Source organism: Ligilactobacillus agilis (assembly GCF_025311475.1).
Taxonomy (GTDB): domain Bacteria; phylum Bacillota; class Bacilli; order Lactobacillales; family Lactobacillaceae; genus Ligilactobacillus; species Ligilactobacillus agilis.
The window spans coordinates 1,464,459-1,487,878 of the sequence record NZ_CP104397.1; the positions used below are offsets into that span (position 1 = coordinate 1,464,459).

General features: G+C 42.0%; 24 protein-coding genes and 1 tRNA gene. 6 read left to right on the plus strand and 19 right to left on the minus strand.

The window, feature by feature from the left end; all coding sequences use genetic code 11:
- Positions 1-15: 15 nt before the first annotated feature.
- The 8 genes from murC to N4597_RS07425 form a co-directional block, all read right to left on the minus strand.
- Positions 16-1,347, minus strand: a complete 1,332-nt coding sequence (gene murC, locus N4597_RS07390; RefSeq protein WP_172573488.1) for a UDP-N-acetylmuramate--L-alanine ligase — start codon at positions 1,345-1,347, stop codon at positions 16-18.
- Positions 1,348-1,418: 71 nt separating this feature from the next.
- Positions 1,419-3,572 (minus strand): DNA translocase FtsK, encoded by a 2,154-nt coding sequence (locus N4597_RS07395; protein WP_260903185.1) that lies wholly within the window; start codon positions 3,570-3,572, stop codon positions 1,419-1,421.
- Positions 3,573-3,646: 74 nt separating this feature from the next.
- Positions 3,647-4,288 carry a YtpR family tRNA-binding protein gene (ytpR, locus tag N4597_RS07400; protein ID WP_170091588.1) on the minus strand — a complete coding sequence of 214 codons (642 nt, stop codon included), beginning with the start codon at positions 4,286-4,288 and terminating at the stop codon, positions 3,647-3,649.
- Between the two features lie 22 nt (positions 4,289-4,310).
- A complete protein-coding gene (locus tag N4597_RS07405; protein ID WP_050611088.1) occupies positions 4,311-4,631 on the minus strand; it encodes a thioredoxin family protein in 321 nt (106 codons plus the stop codon).
- Between the two features lie 77 nt (positions 4,632-4,708).
- On the minus strand, positions 4,709-5,350 hold the full coding sequence (gene trmB, locus N4597_RS07410) for a tRNA (guanosine(46)-N7)-methyltransferase TrmB (protein WP_094051162.1): 642 nt from the start codon (positions 5,348-5,350) through the stop codon (positions 4,709-4,711).
- 58 nt (positions 5,351-5,408) lie between these two features.
- Positions 5,409-6,212: a phosphotransferase family protein gene (locus tag N4597_RS07415; RefSeq protein ID WP_260903187.1), complete on the minus strand. Its 804-nt coding sequence runs from the start codon at positions 6,210-6,212 to the stop codon at positions 5,409-5,411.
- A gap of 66 nt (positions 6,213-6,278) precedes the next feature.
- A complete protein-coding gene (locus tag N4597_RS07420) occupies positions 6,279-7,466 on the minus strand; it encodes an ABC transporter permease (RefSeq protein WP_260903190.1) in 1,188 nt (395 codons plus the stop codon).
- A gap of 2 nt (positions 7,467-7,468) precedes the next feature.
- Entirely contained in the window at positions 7,469-8,197 is a 729-nt protein-coding gene (locus N4597_RS07425; RefSeq protein WP_204773179.1) for an ABC transporter ATP-binding protein, read from the minus strand.
- A 117-nt stretch (positions 8,198-8,314) separates the two neighbouring features.
- Here N4597_RS07425 and N4597_RS07430 point away from each other — a divergent pair, with 117 nt between their 5' ends.
- From N4597_RS07430 to N4597_RS07440, 3 genes are all read left to right on the plus strand, one after another.
- On the plus strand, positions 8,315-8,743 hold the full coding sequence (locus N4597_RS07430; protein WP_050611093.1) for an HIT family protein: 429 nt from the start codon (positions 8,315-8,317) through the stop codon (positions 8,741-8,743).
- Complete coding sequence (locus N4597_RS07435; RefSeq protein ID WP_056976413.1) at positions 8,744-9,043, plus strand: hypothetical protein; 300 nt, start codon at positions 8,744-8,746, stop codon at positions 9,041-9,043.
- Positions 9,044-9,175: 132 nt separating this feature from the next.
- Positions 9,176-10,069: a peptidylprolyl isomerase PrsA gene (locus N4597_RS07440; RefSeq protein ID WP_101811276.1), complete on the plus strand. Its 894-nt coding sequence runs from the start codon at positions 9,176-9,178 to the stop codon at positions 10,067-10,069.
- A 40-nt stretch (positions 10,070-10,109) separates the two neighbouring features.
- Here N4597_RS07440 and N4597_RS07445 read toward each other — a convergent pair whose 3' ends face one another.
- From N4597_RS07445 to nhaC, 7 genes are all read right to left on the minus strand, one after another.
- Positions 10,110-11,066 (minus strand): 3'-5' exoribonuclease YhaM family protein, encoded by a 957-nt coding sequence (locus N4597_RS07445; protein ID WP_056976415.1) that lies wholly within the window; start codon positions 11,064-11,066, stop codon positions 10,110-10,112.
- 17 nt (positions 11,067-11,083) lie between these two features.
- Positions 11,084-13,189, minus strand: coding sequence for a PBP1A family penicillin-binding protein (locus tag N4597_RS07450; protein WP_260903201.1), 2,106 nt, complete (start codon positions 13,187-13,189; stop codon positions 11,084-11,086).
- 12 nt (positions 13,190-13,201) lie between these two features.
- Complete coding sequence (locus tag N4597_RS07455; protein WP_056976417.1) at positions 13,202-13,660, minus strand: arginine repressor; 459 nt, start codon at positions 13,658-13,660, stop codon at positions 13,202-13,204.
- A 142-nt stretch (positions 13,661-13,802) separates the two neighbouring features.
- Positions 13,803-14,822, minus strand: coding sequence for a Gfo/Idh/MocA family oxidoreductase (locus N4597_RS07460; protein WP_202022311.1), 1,020 nt, complete (start codon positions 14,820-14,822; stop codon positions 13,803-13,805).
- A gap of 140 nt (positions 14,823-14,962) precedes the next feature.
- The gene (bsh, locus tag N4597_RS07465) at positions 14,963-15,937 is read right to left on the minus strand and encodes a choloylglycine hydrolase (RefSeq protein ID WP_260903202.1); all 975 of its coding nucleotides are present in this window, start codon (positions 15,935-15,937) and stop codon (positions 14,963-14,965) included.
- Between the two features lie 4 nt (positions 15,938-15,941).
- Positions 15,942-16,805 carry a CPBP family intramembrane glutamic endopeptidase gene (locus N4597_RS07470; RefSeq protein ID WP_260903203.1) on the minus strand — a complete coding sequence of 288 codons (864 nt, stop codon included), beginning with the start codon at positions 16,803-16,805 and terminating at the stop codon, positions 15,942-15,944.
- A 162-nt stretch (positions 16,806-16,967) separates the two neighbouring features.
- Positions 16,968-18,329 carry a Na+/H+ antiporter NhaC gene (nhaC, locus tag N4597_RS07475; protein WP_089143818.1) on the minus strand — a complete coding sequence of 454 codons (1,362 nt, stop codon included), beginning with the start codon at positions 18,327-18,329 and terminating at the stop codon, positions 16,968-16,970.
- Between the two features lie 422 nt (positions 18,330-18,751).
- Here nhaC and N4597_RS07480 point away from each other — a divergent pair, with 422 nt between their 5' ends.
- The gene (locus tag N4597_RS07480) at positions 18,752-19,387 is read left to right on the plus strand and encodes a copper homeostasis protein CutC (RefSeq protein ID WP_089143817.1); all 636 of its coding nucleotides are present in this window, start codon (positions 18,752-18,754) and stop codon (positions 19,385-19,387) included.
- Between the two features lie 110 nt (positions 19,388-19,497).
- Positions 19,498-20,847, plus strand: coding sequence for an MATE family efflux transporter (locus tag N4597_RS07485; protein WP_260903207.1), 1,350 nt, complete (start codon positions 19,498-19,500; stop codon positions 20,845-20,847).
- Positions 20,848-20,903: 56 nt separating this feature from the next.
- Here N4597_RS07485 and N4597_RS07490 read toward each other — a convergent pair whose 3' ends face one another.
- From N4597_RS07490 to N4597_RS07505, 4 genes are all read right to left on the minus strand, one after another.
- Complete coding sequence (locus tag N4597_RS07490; RefSeq protein ID WP_050611105.1) at positions 20,904-21,227, minus strand: hypothetical protein; 324 nt, start codon at positions 21,225-21,227, stop codon at positions 20,904-20,906.
- 160 nt (positions 21,228-21,387) lie between these two features.
- Positions 21,388-21,460, minus strand: a tRNA-Glu gene (locus N4597_RS07495).
- Positions 21,461-21,520: 60 nt separating this feature from the next.
- Positions 21,521-22,045 (minus strand): metallophosphoesterase, encoded by a 525-nt coding sequence (locus tag N4597_RS07500; protein WP_260903209.1) that lies wholly within the window; start codon positions 22,043-22,045, stop codon positions 21,521-21,523.
- A 2-nt stretch (positions 22,046-22,047) separates the two neighbouring features.
- Positions 22,048-22,650, minus strand: a complete 603-nt coding sequence (locus N4597_RS07505) for an XTP/dITP diphosphatase (RefSeq protein WP_089143815.1) — start codon at positions 22,648-22,650, stop codon at positions 22,048-22,050.
- 243 nt (positions 22,651-22,893) lie between these two features.
- Here N4597_RS07505 and N4597_RS07510 point away from each other — a divergent pair, with 243 nt between their 5' ends.
- On the plus strand, positions 22,894-23,403 hold the full coding sequence (locus N4597_RS07510) for a YslB family protein (protein ID WP_089143814.1): 510 nt from the start codon (positions 22,894-22,896) through the stop codon (positions 23,401-23,403).
- Positions 23,404-23,420: the final 17 nt, after the last annotated feature.

Genomic DNA, 23,420 nt, shown 5'->3' on the forward strand with positions numbered 1-23,420 from the left:
AATATATTTTTAAAATTAATTATTCTTTAAACTCAAATTACTTAAGAGTTCTTCGTAGACGTGTTCATACTTAGTGATATCGCCGGCCCCCATGAAGACTACCACATCATTATGGAAGTCTAACAGAGGTGACATGTTGTCCATACTTAAAATTGCGCCACCCTTAGTAATCTTAGCGCCTAAGTCTTTAGCAGACACCTTGCCATCCTTTTCTCTAATTGATGAGAAAATTTCTGTCAAAAAGACTTTATCGGCTAAATTCAAGCTGGCCGCAAATTCATCCATCAGCGCAATTGTCCGGCTAAAAGTATGTGGTTGGAAGACAGCAATAATCTTCTTATCTGGATATTGTTGCCGGGCTGCGTCCAAGGTTGCCTTGATTTCAGCTGGATGGTGGGCATAATCGTCAATAATCACCATATCAGCGACGCGTTTTTCAGAAAAACGTCTCTTAACCCCTTTGAAAGTTAACAGTTCCCGCTTAATTTCATCTTGATCTACTTTTTCAAAGTAAGCTACTGCAATCACCGCTAAACTATTTAAGACGTTATGTTCCCCAAACATCGGAATTTGGTAAGAACCAACGAATTCATCAAAGTGGTAAACATCAAAGGTCGAACCCTTAGTAGTCCGCTTAATGTTTTCCGCCCTAAATTCATCGTCTGCTTCGGTTCCATAAAAGTGAACTGGCACGTCATACTTTAGCTTACGTAAATGTTTGTCTTCGCCGTAAGCAAAAATACCCTTCTTCGTATTCCGAGCTAGCGTTTCAAACGCATCACACACATCGTCAATCCCTGTAAAGTAGTCCGGGTGATCGAAGTCAATGTTAGTCATAATAGTGTAATCTGGGTGATAAGCCACAAAGTGCCGGCGGTACTCGTCCGCTTCAAAGACAAAGAAACGTGAGGCCGAAATTCCCTTCCCGGTTCCATCACCGACCAAAAAGCTAGTAGGTGCTACTCCGCTTAAAACGTGGGCTAACAACCCACTGGTACTTGTCTTACCGTGAGCACCAGCTACCCCAATGCTAGTCGTTTCAGTCACTAACATTTCTACTGTTTCCGGGTAAGTTTGCACCTTCAAGCCTAGCTCTTTAGCGCGCTTAATTTCTTCATGATCTTCACCAAAGGCATTCCCCTTTACAATCGTCATGCCTTCCTTGATATTTTGAGCACTAAAAGGTAAAACTTCAATTCCAGCCTGTTCTAACCCTCTTTGGGTAAAGGTATACTTATCAATATCAGACCCTGCCACTTTGCAACCTTTATCCTTTAAAATTAGGGCTAATGAGCTCATCCCAGTCCCTTTAATGCCAACGAAGAAATATGTGGTATCCATATTCATAATAATAATCCTCTTTTCTAATTCACACTCAGAAATAGTGTAACATAAAAGCTCTCTGATTTGTTTTAAATTTAGCCCTGCGCTCTTAATTTATTCAATCCTTCTTGAGTCAAGAATACCTTACGTGGTTTAGAGCCATTTGACCTTGAAATATATTGTTTTTCCTCGAGTTGATCAATAATCCCCGCTGCGCGGTTAAAACCGATCGAAAATTCCCGTTGAAGTTTCGAGGTAGAAATAGCCTCCTCATTGACAATATAGTCCAAAATCCTCGGAAAGAGCTTATCTTGCTTTTCATCTTCGGTTAACTTCTTCTTTAGGTTTTCCGGGTCAAAAGCATACTTAGGCTGACCTTGACTCCTAACAAAGTCAGTCACTTGGTCGATTTCATCTCCAATATAAGTTCCTTGCAGTCTGACTGGCTGACTACTTCCGTTGCCTAAATAAAGCATATCCCCCCGGCCGAGGAGTCGTTCCGCCCCGGCGGTGTCAATAATTGTCCGGGAATCAACTTGACTTGAAACCATAAAGGCAATGCGAGTGGGAATATTATTCTTAATGGTTCCAGTTACCACGTCAACACTTGGTCTTTGGGTGGCAACAATTAGATGAATTCCCGCCGCCCTTGCCTTAGCCGTAATCCGAGCAATGTAATCTTGGACTTCCGAAGAGGCCACTAACATTAAGTCAGCAAGTTCATCAATTACTACCACAATGTAAGGTAATTTCAAACCATACTGGGCGCTTTCTTCGGCCTTGGTGTTAAAGCCTTCGATATTTCTTACTCCTGCAGCCACTAATAATTCATAGCGTCGTTCCATCTCTGCTACCACCCATTTTAAGGCGGCAGCAGCTGCTTGTGCATCGGAAATGACTGGCGCTAACAAATGAGGAATTCCTTGATAAGGAGCCATTTCAACGGCCTTAGGATCAATCAATATCAATTTCACTTCTGCTGGGCTTGCCTTGTACAAAAGTGAAACGAGCATACTATTAATAAACACAGACTTCCCAGAGCCGGTCGCCCCCGCAATTAATCCGTGGGGCATCTTTTGTAGATCTGTCACCTGGGGGTTACCAAACAAGTCTACTCCTAAAGCAACGGTTAGTGGCGATTTAGCCTCTAAAAAGGCTTGTGACCCCAAAACTTCAGCCAAGTTAACCGGCCGGGCATAGCGATTAGGAATTTCAATTCCGACGCTACTCTTACCAGGGATTGGGGCTTCAATCCGGACATCTCGAACTGCTAAGGCTAGCTGTAAATCATCCGTTAAGTTCGTGATTTTACTTACCTTTACTCCCCGGCCTAGTTTCACCTCAAATTGAACTACGGCTGGTCCAATTGTCCAGTTAACGACCTGGGCGTCAACCCGAAATGATTTTAAGGTCTCATCAAGCTTGGTTGCTTGCTCACTTACCCAGGTGGTTACTTGTTCGGTATTTTCGCTGATTGGAGCCGGTAATAAGGTCAAAGCCGGCCGCTCATAACCCCCGGCCGCTTGTTTTGCTTCGCCACTCACATCCGAGATTACGCTTGCTTGTTTAGGCTGCGCCGGCGTTTGAACCACTGGCTTTGTAGTTGCTAGGGGCTGCTTGTCATTTACAGTTTTAACCGGCTGTTTTTCTTGGACCTTTTCAAACTCAACTACTGGTTCTTCTTTTTTAGCCGCTTCTTCTTCAATAACCGCCTCAACTTGTGCGGCCTCAGGTTGGCTATCCACGACAGTTTCAGTTTCTGTTTGAGTCAGTGGTTGTTCAGGAAGTTCGTGGGGTTCAAAAACTACCACCGCTTCCGAACTATCCTCAACTGCCTTAGCTGGACTAGCTTCAACCACAGCAGCTTCCATCTCAGCTTGTTTCACTGGTGTCGTTACTTTACTTGGAGTTTCAAAATCAACTACCGGTTGCCGCAAATCAAACAACTCTAATTCCTGTTGACTTGCAATTGATTCGTCTTGAAATAAAATAAAGTCTGCCTTAGCCTTTTTTAGCTGCTGACTTAACTTTTGATACTTGGCCTTTAGATCAACCACCGGACCTTGCTGTCTAAATGGTGGAAAGGTCCGGGGATGAAAGCCACGGCTATTGTTATAAGCCGTCTTTCGAGTCAAATTAGTGGCGACTCGTTTATCCCCTTGGGTTTCATGTTTTGCTTTAAATTTATTATTTTCACCAGCCACTTTAGTCTTAGTTTGATAAAAGGCTGGTCCTGTATATTTTTCCATCTTCCCATTCCTAACAAAAAAATTGGACTAGTAGCAAATAGCTTGTACTAGTCCAATTTTAACATACTCTTTGATTAGTTGATAAATAATTGCCGCCCTTTTTCAAAGTCAAATGCTTGACCAACGGGAAATTCGTCCGCATCAAGCACTAAGATACCACGTTTTTGAGGAGCATTAGGTAAGGCTAATTCGCGCGCTGCACATAACATGCCATCGCTTTTAACTCCGCGTAGCTTACCTGGCCAAATTAAAGCACCACTTGGCATCATTGCTCCTACCTTAGCCACTACCACGTGTTGGTTTACATCAACGTTAGGGGCACCACAAACAATTTGTAAGACTTGCTCATTATCAACTTTAACCTTGGTAACGTGAAGGTGATCCGAGTCTGGATGCTCTGTCATTTCAAGTACCTTACCCACCACAAACTTAGGACTTAAATCAGCCTCTAATTCAGCTTTAAAGCCCACCGCTTCTAAGTGGTCGTTTAAAGTCGCCACTTGAGCCGTTGTCAAAAAGACTTGTCCTTGTCCCTTTAAGTCCGGTAAATATTCACCCAACTTAAAAAAGTTATAGCCGAGGGTTAAATCTGTCTTAGGTTCGTAAATCCGTGTCACATCCTGCTTTTGTTCGCTTGCTTGCGTGCTTTTATCCGGATTAATAATCGTCACTAACACGTCTCCCATTTGACTTGGATTGTAACTTGAAATTAACATCTGCTCCAAAACTCCTTATATTTTATTTAGCAGCACTTAAAAAGGCTGTTACTTCCGCCTTCGTCTTACGATCTTTATTTACGAAGCGGGCTACTTCTTTACCATCACGGTAAACGATAAAACTTGGAATTCCCATCACCATCAATTCTTGGCACAGGTCAAGGTTTTCATCACGATCAACTTGGATGAAAGTAAATTCCTTAAATTCAGCTTCGATTTCTGGCATAGCTGGTTTAATAAAGCGGCAATCAGGGCACCAATCTGCAGTAAAGAATAATACGTAGGCACCGTTTGCCAATTTTGCTTCCATTTCTGCTTTATTCATCTTAGCTAACATTTCCATTGGACATACCTCCAAATAATTTAATTGACTTCATTATAAGCTACAAAGAGGTAGTTGCAAACTTTTTTGCTTACTTTTTAAAAGCGAGCCGCTAGCTTGTAAATTGGTTGGCCCTTAGAACTGAATTTTTCTTCATATTCAGTCATTACATTGTCTACCACAGCCTCTTCATCTGCGTGTAAATCTAACCAGACTTTCTCAAAGGTCATCCCAAAATTATTAAGACTTGCTAGGGAATATTCAAATAAGCCCCGGTTATCGGTCTTAAATTCCAACTGACCATCGGCTACCATTATTTCCTTATATGCCGCTAAAAACGACTTGTAAGTCAGGCGCCGTTTTTCTTGCCGATTCTTAGGCCAAGGATCGGAGAAATTCAAATAAATCCCAGCCACTTCGTCAGTTGCAAAAAATTCAGTCAAGCCGGCCCCGTTAGCACAGACTAACTGTAGGTTAGGTAGTTGTTCTACCAATTGCTTTTTTAAGGCAATTCCAGTCGCAACAGTCTGCATTTCTAGGCCGATGAAGTTATAGTGGGGATATTTTTTAGCCATCTCTACAATAAAGCGTCCCTTACCCATTCCAACTTCAATGTATAAAGGTTGTACTTTTTCAAACCGTTCTTGCCACTTACCCCGATACTCACTAGGATTAGTTACCACCCACTGTGGATTTGCTTCAATCAAGGGCTTAGCCCAAGGTTTATTGCGTAAACGCATATTTTCCTCCCTTACTAAAATAAAGCTGGAAGGCAGACTACCTTCCAGTCACTTATTACTAAATATCTGTTTGTTTCTTAACCACTTCGTCGAGTTTAATTATGTCTTGGTTCATTTCATGGAAATGACCACGCTGATGCTTAGCTTTGATTTGCAACAACAGGTAACAAAAACTATACCAATTAATCCTTAGCATTAAATCGTCGCTAGGCTGTTCTGGACCATTAGCTTGGTAAGTTTGTAGCCATTGCTGCCAATTATTACGTGGGACATATTGACACATTAACATGCTTAAATCATACGCTGGGTCCGCAATCACCGCAGACTCCCAGTCAACCAAGAAAAGGTTGCCTTGGTCAGATAAAAGCCAATTTTTGTGATTTAAATCGCCATGACATACTTCGTAATTCGAGCGCTTAACTTGTGGCTGCTTAGCGCGTAACCGATTAGCTACGGTTTTTAAGAGCGGATGGTGGCGTAAGTCTTGTGGCAGCCCCCGAAAATACCGCTGAAGTAATTCCTCCGGTGTTACCACCTGACCACCAACTTGTTTTAACATCCGCTTTAACAAAGCCGAATGGTGCAGTCGGTACAATAAAGCAGAAACAGCTTCGCTATCCATCTCGGCCTTATGTAGGCACCGACCATTTAGCCACTCTTGAGCCGTTAAGGTATCCCCCGTCGTCATTCGTTTTGTCCAAACTAACCGCGGGGTAATCCCTTCGATCGACAAGGCGGCTAAAAAGGGAGACGTATTCCGTTTCAAAAACAACTTCTCTTGTTGCCTAATCCCCATGTACGCCGTCCCAGTATCACCATCTATCGGTAAAATGCGCCAACCGTTTTCTAAATCGAAATCCATCTTGGCTCTCCTTCTACTGATATCGATAACAATACAAGTCTACAAACTTAGAGGCACAGTGTCAAGTTAGTTTTTCCTAACCCGCCCTTGCCGCCAAACAAAATAGGGCTTGGTAATTAGGTAACTTTCTAACACTAACCCTAACAATAGGCAAGAAAACAGGTAGACATTTTGACCAGTAACTAATACTAGGGTGCTAAAGATAATGCAAACTGGCACTAACAATCGTAACAAGACCCCACTAAATTCACGTAACCGTTGTTTGTCACTAAGCGGGTAGAGGTAAACAAAGACTATCTCTTGGTAACGGTCACTCAAGCTAAATAATTGCAAACCAATTAGGTAAAGAAACAATCCGGCGACCCCACACGCTAGGTAGTAATTCTTAATGAATATAAGAAGCAGGCTGCCTAATACTGTTAGGCGTAAATAAATTCCTAAGTACTCACTGGTCCTCATAAACCCACGGAGGTACAAAAAAGCATACGCAGGTCTTGTGGGTAAGAGCCAGTCTAAATACTTCCTTCTTTTGGCGCTCGTCGTCACTAGGTTAACATCCGTAAACAGGTTAAAGAAACGGTACAAGCCTTGCATGCGGGCCGCTTCTTTTTCGATTAAAAACTTCCAGGCCACTACTTGCTGGTTTACCTTGAGACCATAAAGACAACCTAGCCAAAATCCCCCGCTTAGTATCAAACCACCTAGTGGAAAATAACTAGCCAGTACAACTAGTATCAAGCTAGCTAGCTTCATAAATCCCACTTGTTTTAAGGGGGCAAAGCCGCGCAAATAATCCCCGTAAAGTCCTAGCTCCTTTAATAGTAGTTGACTTAAACCTAAACAGATTAGTTGTCCTAAACTAAAGTTAAGGATGATTTTTAAATAGGGACACAGCAGTAAGTAAATCACAGCTTGTTCGCAGAGGCAAATCAGGCTAGTATAAACAAATGATTTCTTTAAATAGTGCTTTAAATCCGATTCTTTAGGCGCCAAAAACACCAGGTCAGCTGGCTCCAAAAAGGTTGCCAGGCGACCAAAGCTTAGGGCTAATCCCAAAATTAAGGCGACTATAATTTTGGTCCACCCCAAACTTTGACTAAGTGCATAAGTTTTCAAAAAATTATTGTAGTTATAAGCGACCGCCCCACAAATAAACAGTAACGCTAACACAAAGTGGTCATTTAAAACATAGCGTAAGTATTTTAACAGGTGTTTATGGTAGGCCTGCCGCCGTTTTTGCCATAATTCGTCCATGCTTAGTTCCTCTCTATCATTTGAAGATACAAATCAGCTAACGTTGCTTGACTATTCCCATATTTTGCTTGTAACTCAGCTAAACTACCGCTCGCCGTCACTCGTCCCTCATTGAGGAGCACAAACTTGTCACAGTAGTTTTGGGCGGTATCCAAAACGTGAGTCGACATTAAAATAGCCGCTCCCTGTGCCTTTCTTTGGGCGATTAATGCCAGTAAATCCCTAATCGCTAGCGGATCTAAGCCCAAAAAAGGCTCGTCAATAATAAATAAATCTGCATCCGTCAAAAAGGCACAGACAATCATTACCTTTTGCTTCATCCCCTTAGAAAAATTGGCCGGAAACCAGTCTAACTTTTTATCTAAGCGAAAGGTTGTTAATAACTTTTGGGCTCTTTGCCAGGCCTGCTTTTCATCTAAGTTATAGGCCATGATAGTCAAATCAATGTGTTCTTTTAAGGTTAGCTCTTCATATAAGATTGGACTTTCCGGAACGTAGGCTATGCTTTGCTTATAGCGTTTGCTATCTTCGCTTAAACTAACCCCGTTAATCTTAATGCTCCCCTTTTGCGGCCTTAACAAGCCAATAATATGGTTAATGGTTGTAGACTTACCTGCACCATTTAACCCAATCAAGCCCACTAATTGTCCTTTAGCTACCGTAAATGAAACTTGCTTTAAAACAGGAATCTGTGAGTAACCACCAACTAAATCTGTTACTTCTAAAGTCATGAACTTCCTCTTTTCTAAAAAAACATTTTCTTTAATTATACATTAACTTAAACTTTCCTTTATAGTGTATACTGATAATTGTAAACTATTTTTATTTTTCAGAAAGAAGGTCTTTTCATGGAAGATTGTATTTTTTGCAAAATTATCGCGGGTGAAATTCCTAGCACCACCGTCTACGAAGACGAAGTTGTCAAGGCGTTTTTAGATATTACCCAAGTAACTCCAGGTCATACTTTAGTCATTCCTAAAAAACACGTTCCTGATTTATTTGCTTATGATGAAGAACTAGCCAGCCAAGTCTTTGCTAGAATCCCTAAAATTGCGCGCGCTATCAAGGCTGCTAATCCTGAGGTAGTTGGTTTAAACTTGGTCAATAATAACGGGCAAGCCGCTTATCAATCTGTCTTTCATTCCCACTTCCATTTAATCCCACGCTTCGGCGCTGAAGATGGATTTGCGATGAAGTTCACCGATAATTCTGCTAACTACACTCCAACTGACTTGGCCCTAATTGCTAAAAGTATCGAAACCAAGGTGGAAAAATAAGTGACAAAACCAATAACTAAAATTTTATGCATCTCCGCGCTTGCAGCTGGTGCCTACCTCAAACGTGACCAAATCTTGACTACTGGCCGCCAGCTCAAACAAACTGTTGACGAAAACATTGCGGCCGTAGATGATTGGCTAGCTGCCCTGCAAAAAGTTAATGCTTCCTTGACACACTTAGCCCAAGAAGTGGATGCTACTTTACCCGTCATTTCAGAATTAGGTGAAGCCGTGGCAAAGTTTAGTGAAGAAAGTAGTAGCCACATTGAAGCCTTAACCGACTTTGACTTAAAAAAGTGAACTTTTTTTGAATTGTTTTAGATTTTTCTATAAAAGAAGAAATTTATGCTCAAAGTTCAAGTTAGATGTGGTATAGTTATAAGCGTTAACTTGCTTTGCAAGAAATTTAATGAAACGGATGTGTTTTCTACAATGAAAAAATGGTTAGTGGCATGTGCTGGTGTCCTAATGACCTTTAGTTTGGCTGCTTGTTCTAAAACTGTTGCTACTACTTCAGGTGGAAAGATTACTGAAAGTGAATACTACTCCAGCATGAAAAAGACTTCATCTGGTAAGGCCGTCTTAGAACAAATGATTCTAGACAAGGTCTTAGAAAAAGACTATGGTTCAAAAGTTACATCTAAGAAAGTTGATAAACAATTCAACGAACAAAAAGAAAAGTATGGTTCAACTTTCTCCACAGTCTTGTCACAATATGGTTATACTAACTCTTCTTTCAAAAAAGCTATTCGCTCTAACTTACTCCTAGAAGAAGCTGTTAAAGACCATACCAAGATTACTAACAAGATGTTAAAGAAGCAATGGGCTAAGTACCAACCAGAAATTACCGTTGCTCATATCTTGGTTTCTAAGAAGTCTGAAGCCGAAGACATTATCAACCAATTAAAGGCTGATCCTACCTACGCTAACTTCAAGAAATTAGCTAAGAAGAACTCAACCGACTCTTCAACTGCTAGCGATGGTGGTAAGTTACCTTCATTTGACAATACTGATACTAGTTTAGCTTCCTCATTTAAGAAGGCAGCCTTCGCCCTAAAACAAGGTGAATACACAGCTACCCCAGTTAAGACTTCTTACGGTTACCACATCATTTGGTCCGTCAAGAATCCTGGCAAGGGTAAGATGAGCGATCACATTTCAGACTTGAAGAAGCAAATTATTGCTAACAAGGAATCTGACTCCGAATACATGCAAAAAGTTGTTGCTAAGGTGCTTAAGGGTGGTAAAGTTTCCATCAAAGACAAGGACTTAAAGGATGTCTTATCTAATTACCTTTCAACTTCATCATCTTCTTCAAGCAAATAAGAGCTTAAAAAAATGGAACTCAATTGAGTTCCATTTTTTTTTACTCTAATTTTCCTTGCTTTCTTTGGTAAAAGGACCGCCCCTCTAAACCAAAAACCCGTTCCGAAAATTCACCCGGGCTAGTGTGGCTAAGACTGGTTTCCACCATTTGAATAGAGGCATCCAAATCGTCGAGGTGGTGTAAGATTTCAGCCTCTAAAATATGCGGTGTAACAGGCGAGCCATACTCAAGCAAACCATGGTGAGCTAGAATCATATGCCGTAATAAGATGGCGTCTTCCTTAGCGGTATCAATGCCTAGCTGTTGACAGGCCTTAATAATTTCTTCATCAACCAGTACGATATGACCTAATAGATTGCCGGCAACCGTATATTGGGTGCTCATTGCCCCCGACAATTCGATTACCTTCCCCAAATCATGCAAAATCGCCCCAGCGTAAAGCAACGACTCATCTACTTGCGGGTAAAGTTGACTTACACCTTGTGCTAGTTTCAAGATAGTCAGCGTATGGTATGCTAGGCCGCCTTGAAAGGCATGGTGATTTTTCTTAGCCGCTGGGTAGGTAAAAAACTGGGCTTGATACTTCTGCAATAACACCCGCACAATCCGGTTCCACGTACTGTTATGAATCTTAAATACAAATTTTTCAAGCTCCGCTTGCATCTCCGTAACACTTTGGGGTGCTCCTTGAACATATAAGCTTGGATCATTGGGTTCCTGCTCGGTCGCTAACCTGAGCTTATAAATTTTAATCTGCGGATTTCCTTGATAATTTTCACGCTTCCCGCTTAAATGTACGACTTGCCCACTTTGGTAACGTTTGACTTCTTCATCCGAAGCATCCCAGTACTTCGCGCTAATTTCACCCGACTTATCTTCAAATTCAAAGGCGATGAACTGTTTGCCATTTTTAGCCAGCCGCGCCTGAGCAGCCTTAATTAGCACAAATAAATCTAGATTTTCATTTAATTCATAATCAAATATTTTTTTTGTCATAAAAACCATCCTTTACACTAATAGCCAAATAATCCCTTTAAGTAACTACCCGCTTTGTCTTTGATACTTGCAGCTTTTGCCCCGATATCTTTACCGGCGTCCTCAAGTTTGGACCAGACTTGCCCACTAGAACTTGAACTAGCTGCTTTACTGTTTACCATGGTTGAAGCAGCGCCCACATCAAATTTAGTCTGCGGTGTGTATGGTAGGATACCTTCCATCTCGGTCTTAAATAGGCCTGCCCCAGCTCTTAAGCCTTGATTTTGGAGTGAATACTTAGACGAGTCAAAGCCAACCCAGGTCGCAACCACAACGTCGGGGGTATAGCCAATATACCAGTGGTCATTATCTTCGCCGTCTATTCTTTGAGCACTTTCCGTTGACCCAGTCTTACCCGCAATTGTAAAGCCATATGGTTTGGCACTAGTCCCCGTCCCCATTTTATAAACATCAATCATCATGCTGGTCATTTCGTTAGCAACTTTCTTAGAAATTATCCGTTTAGAATCCACCTTACTATTGTCAACGATAACTTTGCCAGATGAATCTACGATTTTACGAATTAGGTGGGGCTGGTACTTGACCCCTTGATTTGCAAAGGCAGTGTAGGCGGCGGCCATTTCGTAAGGCGAGACCCCCTCTTTCATTCCCCCTAAAGCTAGACTCAAGTTATTGTCTGATTTACTTAGGGGAATCCCAAATCTTTTAACGGAGGCATAACCCTTTTGAATGCCGATTTTATTTAAAAGCCATACGGCCGAGGTATTCTTACTTAGGGCTAAGGCTTCATACAGCGGCAATTCCCCACTGTATACCCCATTCCAATTTTTAGGGGTGTATTTATTGGTCCCGTAAGACTTTAAGGTGTCCTTAACTTGCGAGTCATAGTAATATCCGTTTTGCAGGGCCGGCGTGTACACTGCTAGCGGCTTAATAGCCGAGCCCGGTGAACGTTTCAGTTGTGTCGCCCGGTTATAACCTCGGAAAACGTGTGAGCCAGCTCGGCCCCCTACTAAGGCAGCTACCCCACCAGTCTGGGGGTTAATCGCAATTGAAGCACCCTGGGCCTTAGTTCCATCGCTAGCATTGTATGGAAAGAGGCTACTGTTAGCAAAGGCCGTTTGCATCTGGGTTTGATAATTTTGGTCCAAACTCGTGTAGATTTTATAACCCTTGTTCATAATCTCTGTTTCACTCAAGCCATAATCATCAATGGCTTCAGCAATGACCGCATCAAAGTAGTAAGGGTACTTATAACCAGAAACATAGTCATAACCGTTAGAAACCACCATGGCACTGGCTTGGTATTGGCTTAATTGACTTTGAGATAGCTTCCCATTTGCGGCCATTAATCCCAAGACCACATTTCTTCTTTGCCGGGCCGCTTGCGGATGGTCGGCTGGGTTATAGGCACTGGGACTCTTCAACATTCCGGCTAGAGTCGCTGCCTGCGGAACACTTAACTCACTGGCGTTAACGTTGAAATAGCGTTTAGCCGCATCCTGTACCCCCCAAACCCCATTACCAAAGTAAGCGTTATTGAGGTACATGGTCAGAATCTCTTTTTTACTATAATCATTTTCCACCTGGACTGCCAAAAATAGTTCTTTGGCTTTTCTGCTAAAGGTTTGCTCTTGACTCAAGAAGGCATTTTTTACTAACTGCTGGGTGATGGTGCTTCCCCCACCGCTAATACCACTTTGGCCAGTTAGCTTATTTTTAACATAAAGCAAGCCGGCCCGGCCAATCCCTGTAAGGGAAAAACCGTATTCTTTATAAAAATTGCGATCTTCCGTGGATAATACGGCGTTAGTTACGTTAGGCGAAATTTGCTTTAAAGAAACCCAAGTCCCCTTTTGGGCATATAAATACCCCGCCTTATCCCCATCTACGTCATAAATCTGGGTCGCCTGCTTGAGGGTTGCCTTTAGCCCCTTAACATCTGTCGTCTTAGCAATAAAGGTTAGGTAGGCCGAACTCACTACTGCCAGGCTCAAAAAGATGACAATTAACCACCGCGTTAGCTGATACCTGTACCACTTTCTTTTAATGAAGCTTCCCAGGCTGCTAACCACTTTTTGGAGTCCGGTTAATATTTTGTCCTTAAGTGTTTTTGCTTCCATTCTTATTACCTGTTATTGTTCAGCCACATGCTTAGTAAACAATGAATTAATCTGACTGGCCTCATCTTTTGAACCAGAAATAATAACGACCGTATCGTAGCCGGCTAGTGTTCCCGCCACCGCTGGAAGAGATAGGCCATCTAAAATAGCAGCCAATACGTTGGCGTTACGTGGTAAGGTATGAATAATATTCATAAACTCAACTTGCCGAATGTCAACCACAGTTTCTTCAATCGCCTTTATCAACTTTTCTTCTTCGTTTTGATTATTGCCCTTAAAAATCACATAGCGAACTACTCCGTTGGAATCTTGCTCCTTAATAATTTGGAGCTCCCGAATATCACGGGAAATTGTCGCCTGGGTGGCCTTAATTCCATTGGCCTCTAGTTGGCGCATTAATTCATCTTGAGTCGCAATGACATTTTGCTTGATTAATTGTTCAATTTTCCTTTGTCGTTCTGCTTTTTTCATTTTAAAAAATCGCTCCTTAAAGTGATTGCATAAAGATACGCCTTTTATTATAGCAAAAAAGCCTTAACAAACACTATCAGATTGATTAAGAACTGGTAAATAAAAACATCCTGCAAAAAAAGTTTGCAAGATGCTTTAGTCTTTATCGTAATAATTTGAAACCACGTTCTAGAATCTCGATTTGCGCCAGGGTTTCTTCATCCTTGACCAGTTTTTCCGCCCCGTTAACCAAGCTTTGGTAAACTCCTTCATAAAGCCGGCTATAGTCGCCCACCTTTGAGACGACCTTTTCTTCATGATAATTACCGGCAGCGTCTACATAAGTCAAGGTTCCGTAGTCCTCAGGTCGATCTAGCCCAAAATCAGGGTGAGCTTTAGTTGGCAAGTAAAAGTGCTTCAAATCTTGTTCCTGCCGATCTTCGCTTACCTTGACAAAACACCCCTTGGTCCCTGTTAAAACGAAACTAGGCCGGCTCTTGAGCCTAAAGTAACTGGACCTAACGGATACCTTAAGATTATCGTAGTTCAAGTCCAAATCAAAATAGTCATTCATCCGTCCGCGTCCTAAAAGTTGGCGGACATCGTAATTAACCTGGTTAGGCTTGCCAAAGTAAGCTAACATTTGATCCACCGTGTGGCAGGCATGGGTGTAAAGAAAGCTATTCTCCCAGGTTAACTCAGACTGGCTTTTTGGCACTTCGGGTCTGAAGTAATCGTAATTATTTTCTACTTCTAGTAGTTGACCTAACTTGCCACTTTCAATCACCGCTTGAACAGTTAAAAAGTCAGAGTCAAAGCGGCGGTTTTGGTAGGCTTGGATAAAGAGGCCCTTAGCTTGAGCCAACTCAAACAACTCCTTGGCTTGAGCTACCGTTTGTGCAAAGGGCTTTTCTACCAAGACATTTTTACCATGTTCTAGGCATTCCTTGGCATACTGGTAGTGAAAAGCACTCGGGGTTGCGACTACCACTAAGTCCAATTCATCATCGGTATAGATATCATCTAGATTATTGGTGTAGTTAACGTTAGCTAACCGTTCCCAAGTAGAATTGTTATGGCGGGCAAAAATCGTCTTCACTTCAACCCGGCCACTCTTCAAGGCAAATGGTAGGTGATAGCGATTGGTGCTCTTGCCGTTTCCAATGTAAGCAACTTTTAACATAAAAACCAACCTTTCAATAAAATATTAGCTAATCTAATCCTACACTAGGTCTTTGGTACCCGCAATTTTTTTGATCGTTGCTAAAAAAGCAAATAACTGTTATTTTTCTTTACATGCAGTCGGTCTTTCCGGCTGTTTTTTTAGTTTTGCCAGTCAACAACCACTTGATTTTTTAGTGGATAGGTAATCAGTTGGCTCGTTGCTAGTTGCTGTCCCTGTAATTTAGCGGCGTGAAGCTGTGGGCTCTCGTAAGTAAGATAATATAATACCCCCGCTTGCAGGTCGTAGCAATCTGAATAGACCGTATATTCACAACTGTGCTCGTCTACCCAGTTAAGGCCCTTTACCTGCTTAACCGTTGCTAAAATTTGGAAGAACTGGTTAACATCGCTAAGGGGATCTGTCCCCTTTAAAGCGTTGAGTTTAGCAAAACTAGCCCTAACAAAGCGCCCCTTAGGCGATAAATCTCCTGGTAAGCCAATACTTCCAAAGCCAGTAGCATCTACCGGTAAGTCTAAGCTGGAAGCAAAAGTGTTGGGGGTGGTCCGCGCACTTAACTGCCGGTAATTTTTTAGGTTTTCTAGTTGGTAATTAAAGGCTGGGTTATTGGTTAGGACCCCGACTGGGTTATCATAAATGTGTAACCCCGTTTTAGTTGCCTCTACCACGATGCTTTCATCTTTGTCAGCAATCAGCCAATGTAAATCAGCCAAGGGCAATTGCTCGCTAAAGTTAATCTTAACCAGGTTTAAATCGGCTAATAACTTTCGGGCTTCACCGACGTTATGGGCTTGCCCTAACAACCAGGGGATAAATTCAAAGGGACTGACATTGCTTTTACCAACTGTTACTTTGCCATAATAAGCATTTCCCGGGAAATTTAAGCCTGCCATCCCTAGTCCCGCCTCGTTAATGGCGTCAAAATAAAGCGGATAGTCGGCTACTACAATTCCCACCCCAATTAAGGCTAGGTGTGTCTTCACACTAGGGAGTTGCCGCCAGTTAAATTCATAATTTTGGGGCGTGATTACCACCTGTTCACCATAAGAGTAATTTAAATCCAAGTTACGGCCAAAATAGTTGCTCGTTCCTGTAAAAGTAATTGCTGTACACATAAACTCACTTTCTTTCTAAAGTTTTAAAAAGCCAGGTAATTAAAATTAATCCTACTATCGTCGTTAAAATACTACCCTCAATGCCAAATGCCCCACCACTAACGAGGTTTAACCGATTTGTAGCTTCGGCATTTAAAACACTAGTTGCAAATTGATTGCCACTAACCTTAACCCCCATTACCGGACCCTGCATAAAGTTCCATGCACTGTGAGTGGCTCCAACCAGCAAAATATTATCAGTTAAGGCATAAAGCAAACTAAAGACTAATCCAAATAAAAACAGGTTAAGGATTGGTAAAAAGGCCAACCCATTATTGCTAGCATGCAGTAAGGCAAAGACCAAGGCGCTGACTATTATCCCCCACTTTTGCCCCTTATAGGCCGCCACACTATTTTGTAAGTAGGCCCGACACAACACTTCTTCAGTTAAGCCCTGGATCATAAAGCCCACCAGTAGTCCTAAGAGCAAGAGCCAATCAGGCTGGGGTGTGACGCTTAATTTAAACCCACCAAATAAAGTAGCCACCAATACTATTGCTAATAAACAAACTGTCCCTAAAGCAAAGCCCTTGGCATAAGTTAGTAGCCACTTCTCCCTTGCAAATCCTAAGGCCCTAAGGGAACGTTTATTGACCAAGCGGTTGTACAGGCTGATTCCTAATAACGGGAACAAAAAACCAAATAGGGCTGCCAAGGCCCCGCTGGCAGTTTTTTCATCAAAAGCAGCTTGGCCACTAATTAAACTAAAGCCCCACATTAACAGGCCGGTCCCTAATCCCCCTGCTAATACAAACATCAAAACGATTACTAAAATCGGCGTCCACCAGTTTTTGCCTGGTCTTTGCTTGATTAAATTTAAACTTTCCATTTACAATCTCACTCCAATATTTATTACTTTTGATAACAATTATAGCCTAAATTCTTAAACTAGTTATAAATAAGCCCTTAATAAATCTTTTTTAACTACGGTTAGTGTAATAAAAAAAGCCTGAGTCCAACCAACTACTGGTCAAACTCAAGCTAAGTCTAGCTACTTTTGCATTTTTAAACCGATACCTGTAAAACCACTCAAAACGGATAGGATTGGCGACATCCAAGCAAAGATAACAAATGGTAGAAATTCTAAGACGGGCACGCCTAAAGTGGAAGCTGCAAAGGAGCCGGCTACCCCCCAAGGAATTAAGTAGTTAATTACGCTACCACCATCTTCTAACACCCGACCTAAGGCTAGGGGAGCAAGCTTTACCCGCCCAAATGCATCTTTAAAGGCCCGCCCAGGTAAGATGACTGATAAGTATTGCTCACCAACAAAGAGGTTAACCCCAATTCCTGATAAAATCGTTGCTAACACCAAGTTGCCCGGTTTCTTTAAGCGTTTGATAAGAGGTTCCATCGCCGTTTGAATAATACCTAATTCCATTAATAAGCCCCCCAATGCTAGGGTGGTCACAATCAAAGAAACGGTCCCCATCATGTTGGCAATTCCTCCCCGGGTTAAGAGGGCGTCAACCGCCTTATTATGGGTTTGAGAGACAAAGCCTTGTTCCATTAGCGTTGCCAATTCAGTTAAAGCTACGTGCGGCTGGTGGAGAAAAATAATTCCAGTTGAAACAAAAATATTGATAAACAAAGTTGGAATGGCAGGAATCTTAAACCAAGCGCAGACAAACATTAATACTACCGGCAAAGCGGCTAACCAGGAAATACTAAAATGACTTTCCAACACCCTAACCGTTGTTTCAATCTTAGTAAAGTCAGGAGCAGTCTTGCCCCGCCCAATTAAGACAAAGACCAGTAACGAAACCAAGAAGGCCGGGATGGTTGTCCACATCAAATTCTTAATATGGGCAAATAAGTCCGTGCCCGCAATTGCTGACGCTAGGTTAGTCGAATCCGATAGGGGTGAGGTTTTATCACCAAAGATAGCCCCGGACAAAATCGCCCCTGCCACCAAGGCTGGATTGATATTCATCGTAATCCCCATTCCAAAAAGAGCAATTCCGATTGTGGAAATGGTGGTGAAGGCACTCCCAATCGAGACCCCTACCAAAGCGCAAACTAAAAAGACAGACGGCACAAAGAATTTAATGCTAATCAATTTAAAGCCTACTACCATTAAGGCGGGAATAATTCCAGCTTTAATCCAAACCGCAATCAAAACCCCAATTAAGATAAAGATAAAAATCGGAATTAATGCGGTGCTGATCCCGTCTTTAATCCCATTATGAATCTTCTCCCAGGTAGCACCGTGGATTTTAGCTACCAAAATTAATAAGGCAATTACTGTTAAAACCGGCGTTTCTGGTGAGAGGCCCTGTTGAACCCCACCAGCTAAGATTACCAACAAAATAATTAACATTACAACTGATTCTTTTAGCGAAAATTTTTTCATATGTATGACCTCCATTAAGTTATCCAAGTAAAAAGTTCCACTTGTAACTTAATATCGGATTAGTCCCCCACAAGTCATAAGCTTCCTCCTTTGCTAATAAAAAAAGTCCCAGTTAGAAAAATCTCTAACTGGGACGATTAAAAACCGTGGTACCACCCATCTTGAACTTACGCTCCACTTTCAGAGGTGATAACGGTCCTACTAGCCGAACTTATCTGTATTTCGAACATTTAATCCTGACCAGTTCGCATCACCCACTGGCTTTCTGACACCTAGATTAAAGTCTAATTAGTAATTTATAAGATATGCACATAATAACACAAATTTGCCACTTGTCAAAGCCTTTTTTACAAAAAAAGAGCTTTATTCTAACCTAGTATTCTCTAACCAACTTTGTTAACATGGCTTTCAGAGGTGATTTGATGATTAAAGAATTTTGTGCGGAAAACTATTTAGATATTCCTACGGCAATTAAAAATGGGGCCAACCGCATTGAACTGTGCGATAACTTGGCAGTTGGGGGCACGACCCCTAGTAAAGGCGTTATCCAGGCCAGTGTCGCCTACTGTAAAGCACGTCAAATTCCAGTTATGACCATGATTCGTCCCCGTAAGGGAAATTTTCATTATACTAACACAGAATTAGCCATCATGAAAACCGACCTGCTCTTAGCTAAGGAGCTAAAAACAAGCGGACTTGTCTTTGGCTGCCTTGATGCTAACAATTGCCTGGATAAGCAGGCCTTACTTGAATTAATAAACCTAGCTGATGGACTAGAAATTACCTTTCACATGGCGTTTGATTCAATCCCCCAGGACAAACAATTTGCAGCCCTAGATTGGCTTGCCGACCACCATGTTACTAGGATTCTGACTCACGGCGGAGATGCTAAGCAGCCCCTAAGTCAGACTTTGCCCCACCTTAAAGAACTTATTGCCTACGCTAAAGGTAGGATTACAATTCTGCCCGGTGGGCAAATTACTTATGCCAACGCCACTAAAATCGCCACTAGCCTAGGAGTTAATGAAGTTCACGGAACTAAAATCATTCCCCTATAAAATGTTACGCGTATCAGAATTAGCTGAAATGAAAGCCTTTGCTTAAAATTAATTCTGAGGCATGCTATAGTAAGACTAAATATCCTTACTTTTTGAAAGGAGCGGTTAATTTGCCTCACAAAGCTAATTTGCCAACTTCTGATCGTGAACTACTCTTCCTTAGTTGGCCTATTTTTGTTGAATTACTAATGGGAGTAATTATTGGCAATATCAATGTATGGATGATTTCCCACTTTAATGAACTAGCCGTCGCTAGTATTAGCGCTACCAACCAGTTAATCGGGCTCTCTGTTAATATCTACGGTTTTATTACGATTGGCGCCCAAATTACTATCGCCCAATTTTTAGGAGCCAACCGCAACAAGGAGCTACCTACAATTATTAATACCGCCCTGTTTGGTGGTTTAGGCATTGGCTTAGCCTTAAGCCTGCTGTTCTTTAGTTTTCCCAAACAGTTATTAGCCTTTATGAACCTGCCCCCTAATATTATTAGCCTCGGAACGGACTATGCCCGCATTTACGGAGGGGGGCTCTTTATTGCAGCGCTCAATGCGGTAATGATTGCCACCCTAAGGACGCACGGCTATACTAGGCAGGCTCTAATTATTCCAATGGCAGCGAGCCTCTTTACCGTTTGCGGTAACTTTGTGGCCCTCTTTTCTCCCTTCGGCCTTCCCAACCTGGGGGTTAGGGGCCTAGCTTGCTCTGCTTTGTTAGGGAATCTTATTGCCTTTGGCTTAGCCTCCCAGCTTTTAAAAAAGTATATCCACTTTGACCTCCTATCCGCCCGGCCACGTTTGATTTCGGCTAAAATGCTAAAACAAATCCTCAAACTAGGGCTGCCCTCATCAGGCGAGTCAGTTTCTTACCAAGGGGCCCAAGTGGTGGTGACCATGATTGTGGCGTCGCTGGGAGCCAACGTCTTAATCACTAAGTCTTACGTTGCTTCTATCACCCAGTTTGTTTTCTTAACCGCTGCCGCTTTGAGTCAAGGAAATCAAATTATTATCGGCCGCAATGTTGGGGCTAAAAACTTTACCCAAGCCTACCAGCGCGGACTGCGTTCAACCTGGCAGAATGTTTTAATTTCTACTTCCATCTGCCTAGCAACCTTTTGCTTCATTGAGCCTATCATGCACATTTTCACTCATAATCCAGCCATTATCAGCTTGGCGCGGTGGGTCTTTTTAGTAGAAATCTTGCTGGAAGCTGCCCGGGCGGTTAATATGACCCTGGTTGGCTCCCTTAATGCCAGTGGTGACGTCAAATTCCCCCTGATTTGTAGTTTGACCGTCCTTTGGCTAATCTCCTTGCCTTTCTCCTACCTACTCGCAATCGGGCTCAAACTCGGCTTAGTCGGTGTTTGGTTAGCCTACACTATTGACGAATCCTTGCGCGCTTGCTTGATGATTCACCGTTGGTGCAAAGGCCAGTGGCGTCAAAAAGTCATTATCGATTAGCAAAAAAGCCCCTAACCAATTTCAATTGAAGTTGGTTAGGGGCTTTTTACTAAGAACTAGTGCTTCTTTTTATGATGTTGCTTTTTAACATCCGCAGCATACCGGTGGGCATGCTTCTTCAGATAACGTAATAAGTCAGATTCCGTTTTAAACTCGCGGGGGTGAACCTGACCATGGAGACGCAAAGTAATTTTATTAATCTTCATGCGTCCCGTCCATGTGTAAGTATGTTCTACAATAAAGCGATTTTGGTAATCACCCTTATCATTTTTTTCAAACTTAAGAACATAATTTTTTTCAGGCACCATCAACGGATTAACGTGCTCTTTTTCATACGCAACACCGTGAGCCTTCAAAAAATTCTTAGTTTTTCTAAGCATGTTAATTCCTCCTTCTGATAGTTTCCTAATCTATTAATAAGTTAACAGTATTATCTAACTACAAAATTATACCAGTTTAGCCACAATAAGCAAGCCAAATTTCAAGAAAAGTTGGTCAAAATTCAAAAAGGAGACTACTAAGAGCCTCCTTTACCATCTATCACCCGTACGGGGATCGAACCCGCAACTCCGCCTTGAGAGGGCGACGTCTTAACCAATTTGACCAACGGGCAATCACTTAACACTCTTAATATTATACGCCCGTTTTAAATTTTGTCAACGTTAAAAATTGGCTAGCGGGAATAGACAAACCGTAACTTGGAGATTGGTTCAAAGTCACGTTGGTAATACTGAACGATTAACTGCTTTTCATCACTTTCAACCACTGCATAAGTTCCGTCAAAGGAGGCAAATTCCCCCCGCGGAAAACTAATACTGCCGGGGTTTAAAAATAAGGTCTGGTCATGGTAAACACAGCCCAGTTGGTGGGTATGACCAAAAAAGACCAAGTTAGCTCCCTCCTCTTTAGCAGCCAGTTGTAAATCAGTCATTCCGTAACCCACACCCTTAGTGTGACCGTGAATTAACAATACCTTATCACCACTTGCCCCCATCTCAAACAGTTGTTTTTCAGAAAAGGCTGGATTGTAGTCGCAATTACCCCCGACAACTTGGTAAACATCAAACAACTCATCATCAGCCCGCAGTTCCGAATCACCACAGTGAAAGAAATAATCAACATTGGCATGATATTTATCAAGCAACTTAACTAAAATCTCACGGTCACCGTGATTATCGCTTACTACTAAATAACGCATTCCTATTCCTCCCACCAATTAGCAAATTTTTTCATTAAGGCTCTAGTCGCAATTCCCCGGTGACTAACTTCATTTTTCTCACTTTGGCTCAATTCAGCAAAGGTCTTTTTCAAAGGTGGATAGTAAAATAAGGGGTCATAGCCAAAGCCCCCTGCCCCCTTAGCCTCTTCTAAAATCAGGCCGTTAGCATCACCGCTAGCTACTAATTCTTCCTTACCAGGACGTGTCACTACGATGGAACAGTGGAAGTGGGCTGTCCGTTTTTCGGCTGGAAGTCCCTTTAAATTGGCCAATAACTTGCGGTTATTAGCCGCATCATCGTGGTCACCGGCATAACGAGCCGAATAAATCCCAGGTTCACCATTTAAGGCATCGACCACCAAGCCAGAGTCATCCGCAAGTGCGGCCACCCCCAAAGCATCACTTAACGTCTGGGCCTTTTTACGTGCATTTTCGGTAAAGGTTTTGCCGTCTTCGACAATTGCGGGAATCTCGGTAAAATCCTTTAAAGTTTTAACCTCTAGTCCATACGCCCCGAATAATTCCGCGTACTCACGAGCCTTACCGGGGTTGTTAGTCGCAATTAATATTGTGTTCTCATTCACATCTCTCACCTACTAAGCCAAATAATTATTTTAATCTCAATTAAGATCGTAACACTTTTTTTAAGTTAAATCAAAACAAACGTTCTTTGCTATCTTGTTAGCGGTCTCAACTTTTCTTTATTATGCCATTAGTCCTTAGCTTTTTCAATTAACCCTAGCTAAAATTTAATTTCTTACTTAAATTTAGCCTGCTCTTAAAAAGAATGGGTTATAATGAGACTAGCTATTTTGGGAGGATTTTTCATGACTAATAATTTTTACAAAACTTCAATGGCAGCTAACCAAACCAATTCTACATTAGCGGTTACCATTTTGCGTGATGCCCTTATTCCTGAATTGACTGGAGAAGCAACCGGCATCTTATACTGGGTTGGTAAACGTTTGGCCCGCCAATTTGCCTTGGCTAAGGATGAAGACCTACCCCTTTTCTTTGAACAAACTAATTGGGGCACCCTAAAACGGATTAAGGGCAAGGCCAACCAACAAGTTTTCACCCTCACAGGCGAAATGGTCGCAACCCGCCTCAAATTAAACGATCAAGCCGATTTCAAACTCGAGTGTGGCTTTTTAGCTGAAACAGTCCAAAACCAAAGCGGGTTCATGGCCGAAGCCTTAGTGGATTCCGTTAACAGTAAAAAAGGGATTGTTACCATTATTGTCCAAGTTGATACTAAAGATCCGCTAGACTTTGAACTGTATGAACAACCAGAAACCTTAGAGTTAGTCACGCCAAAAAAAGAGGCAACGGAATAAAATCATAAATATAAATA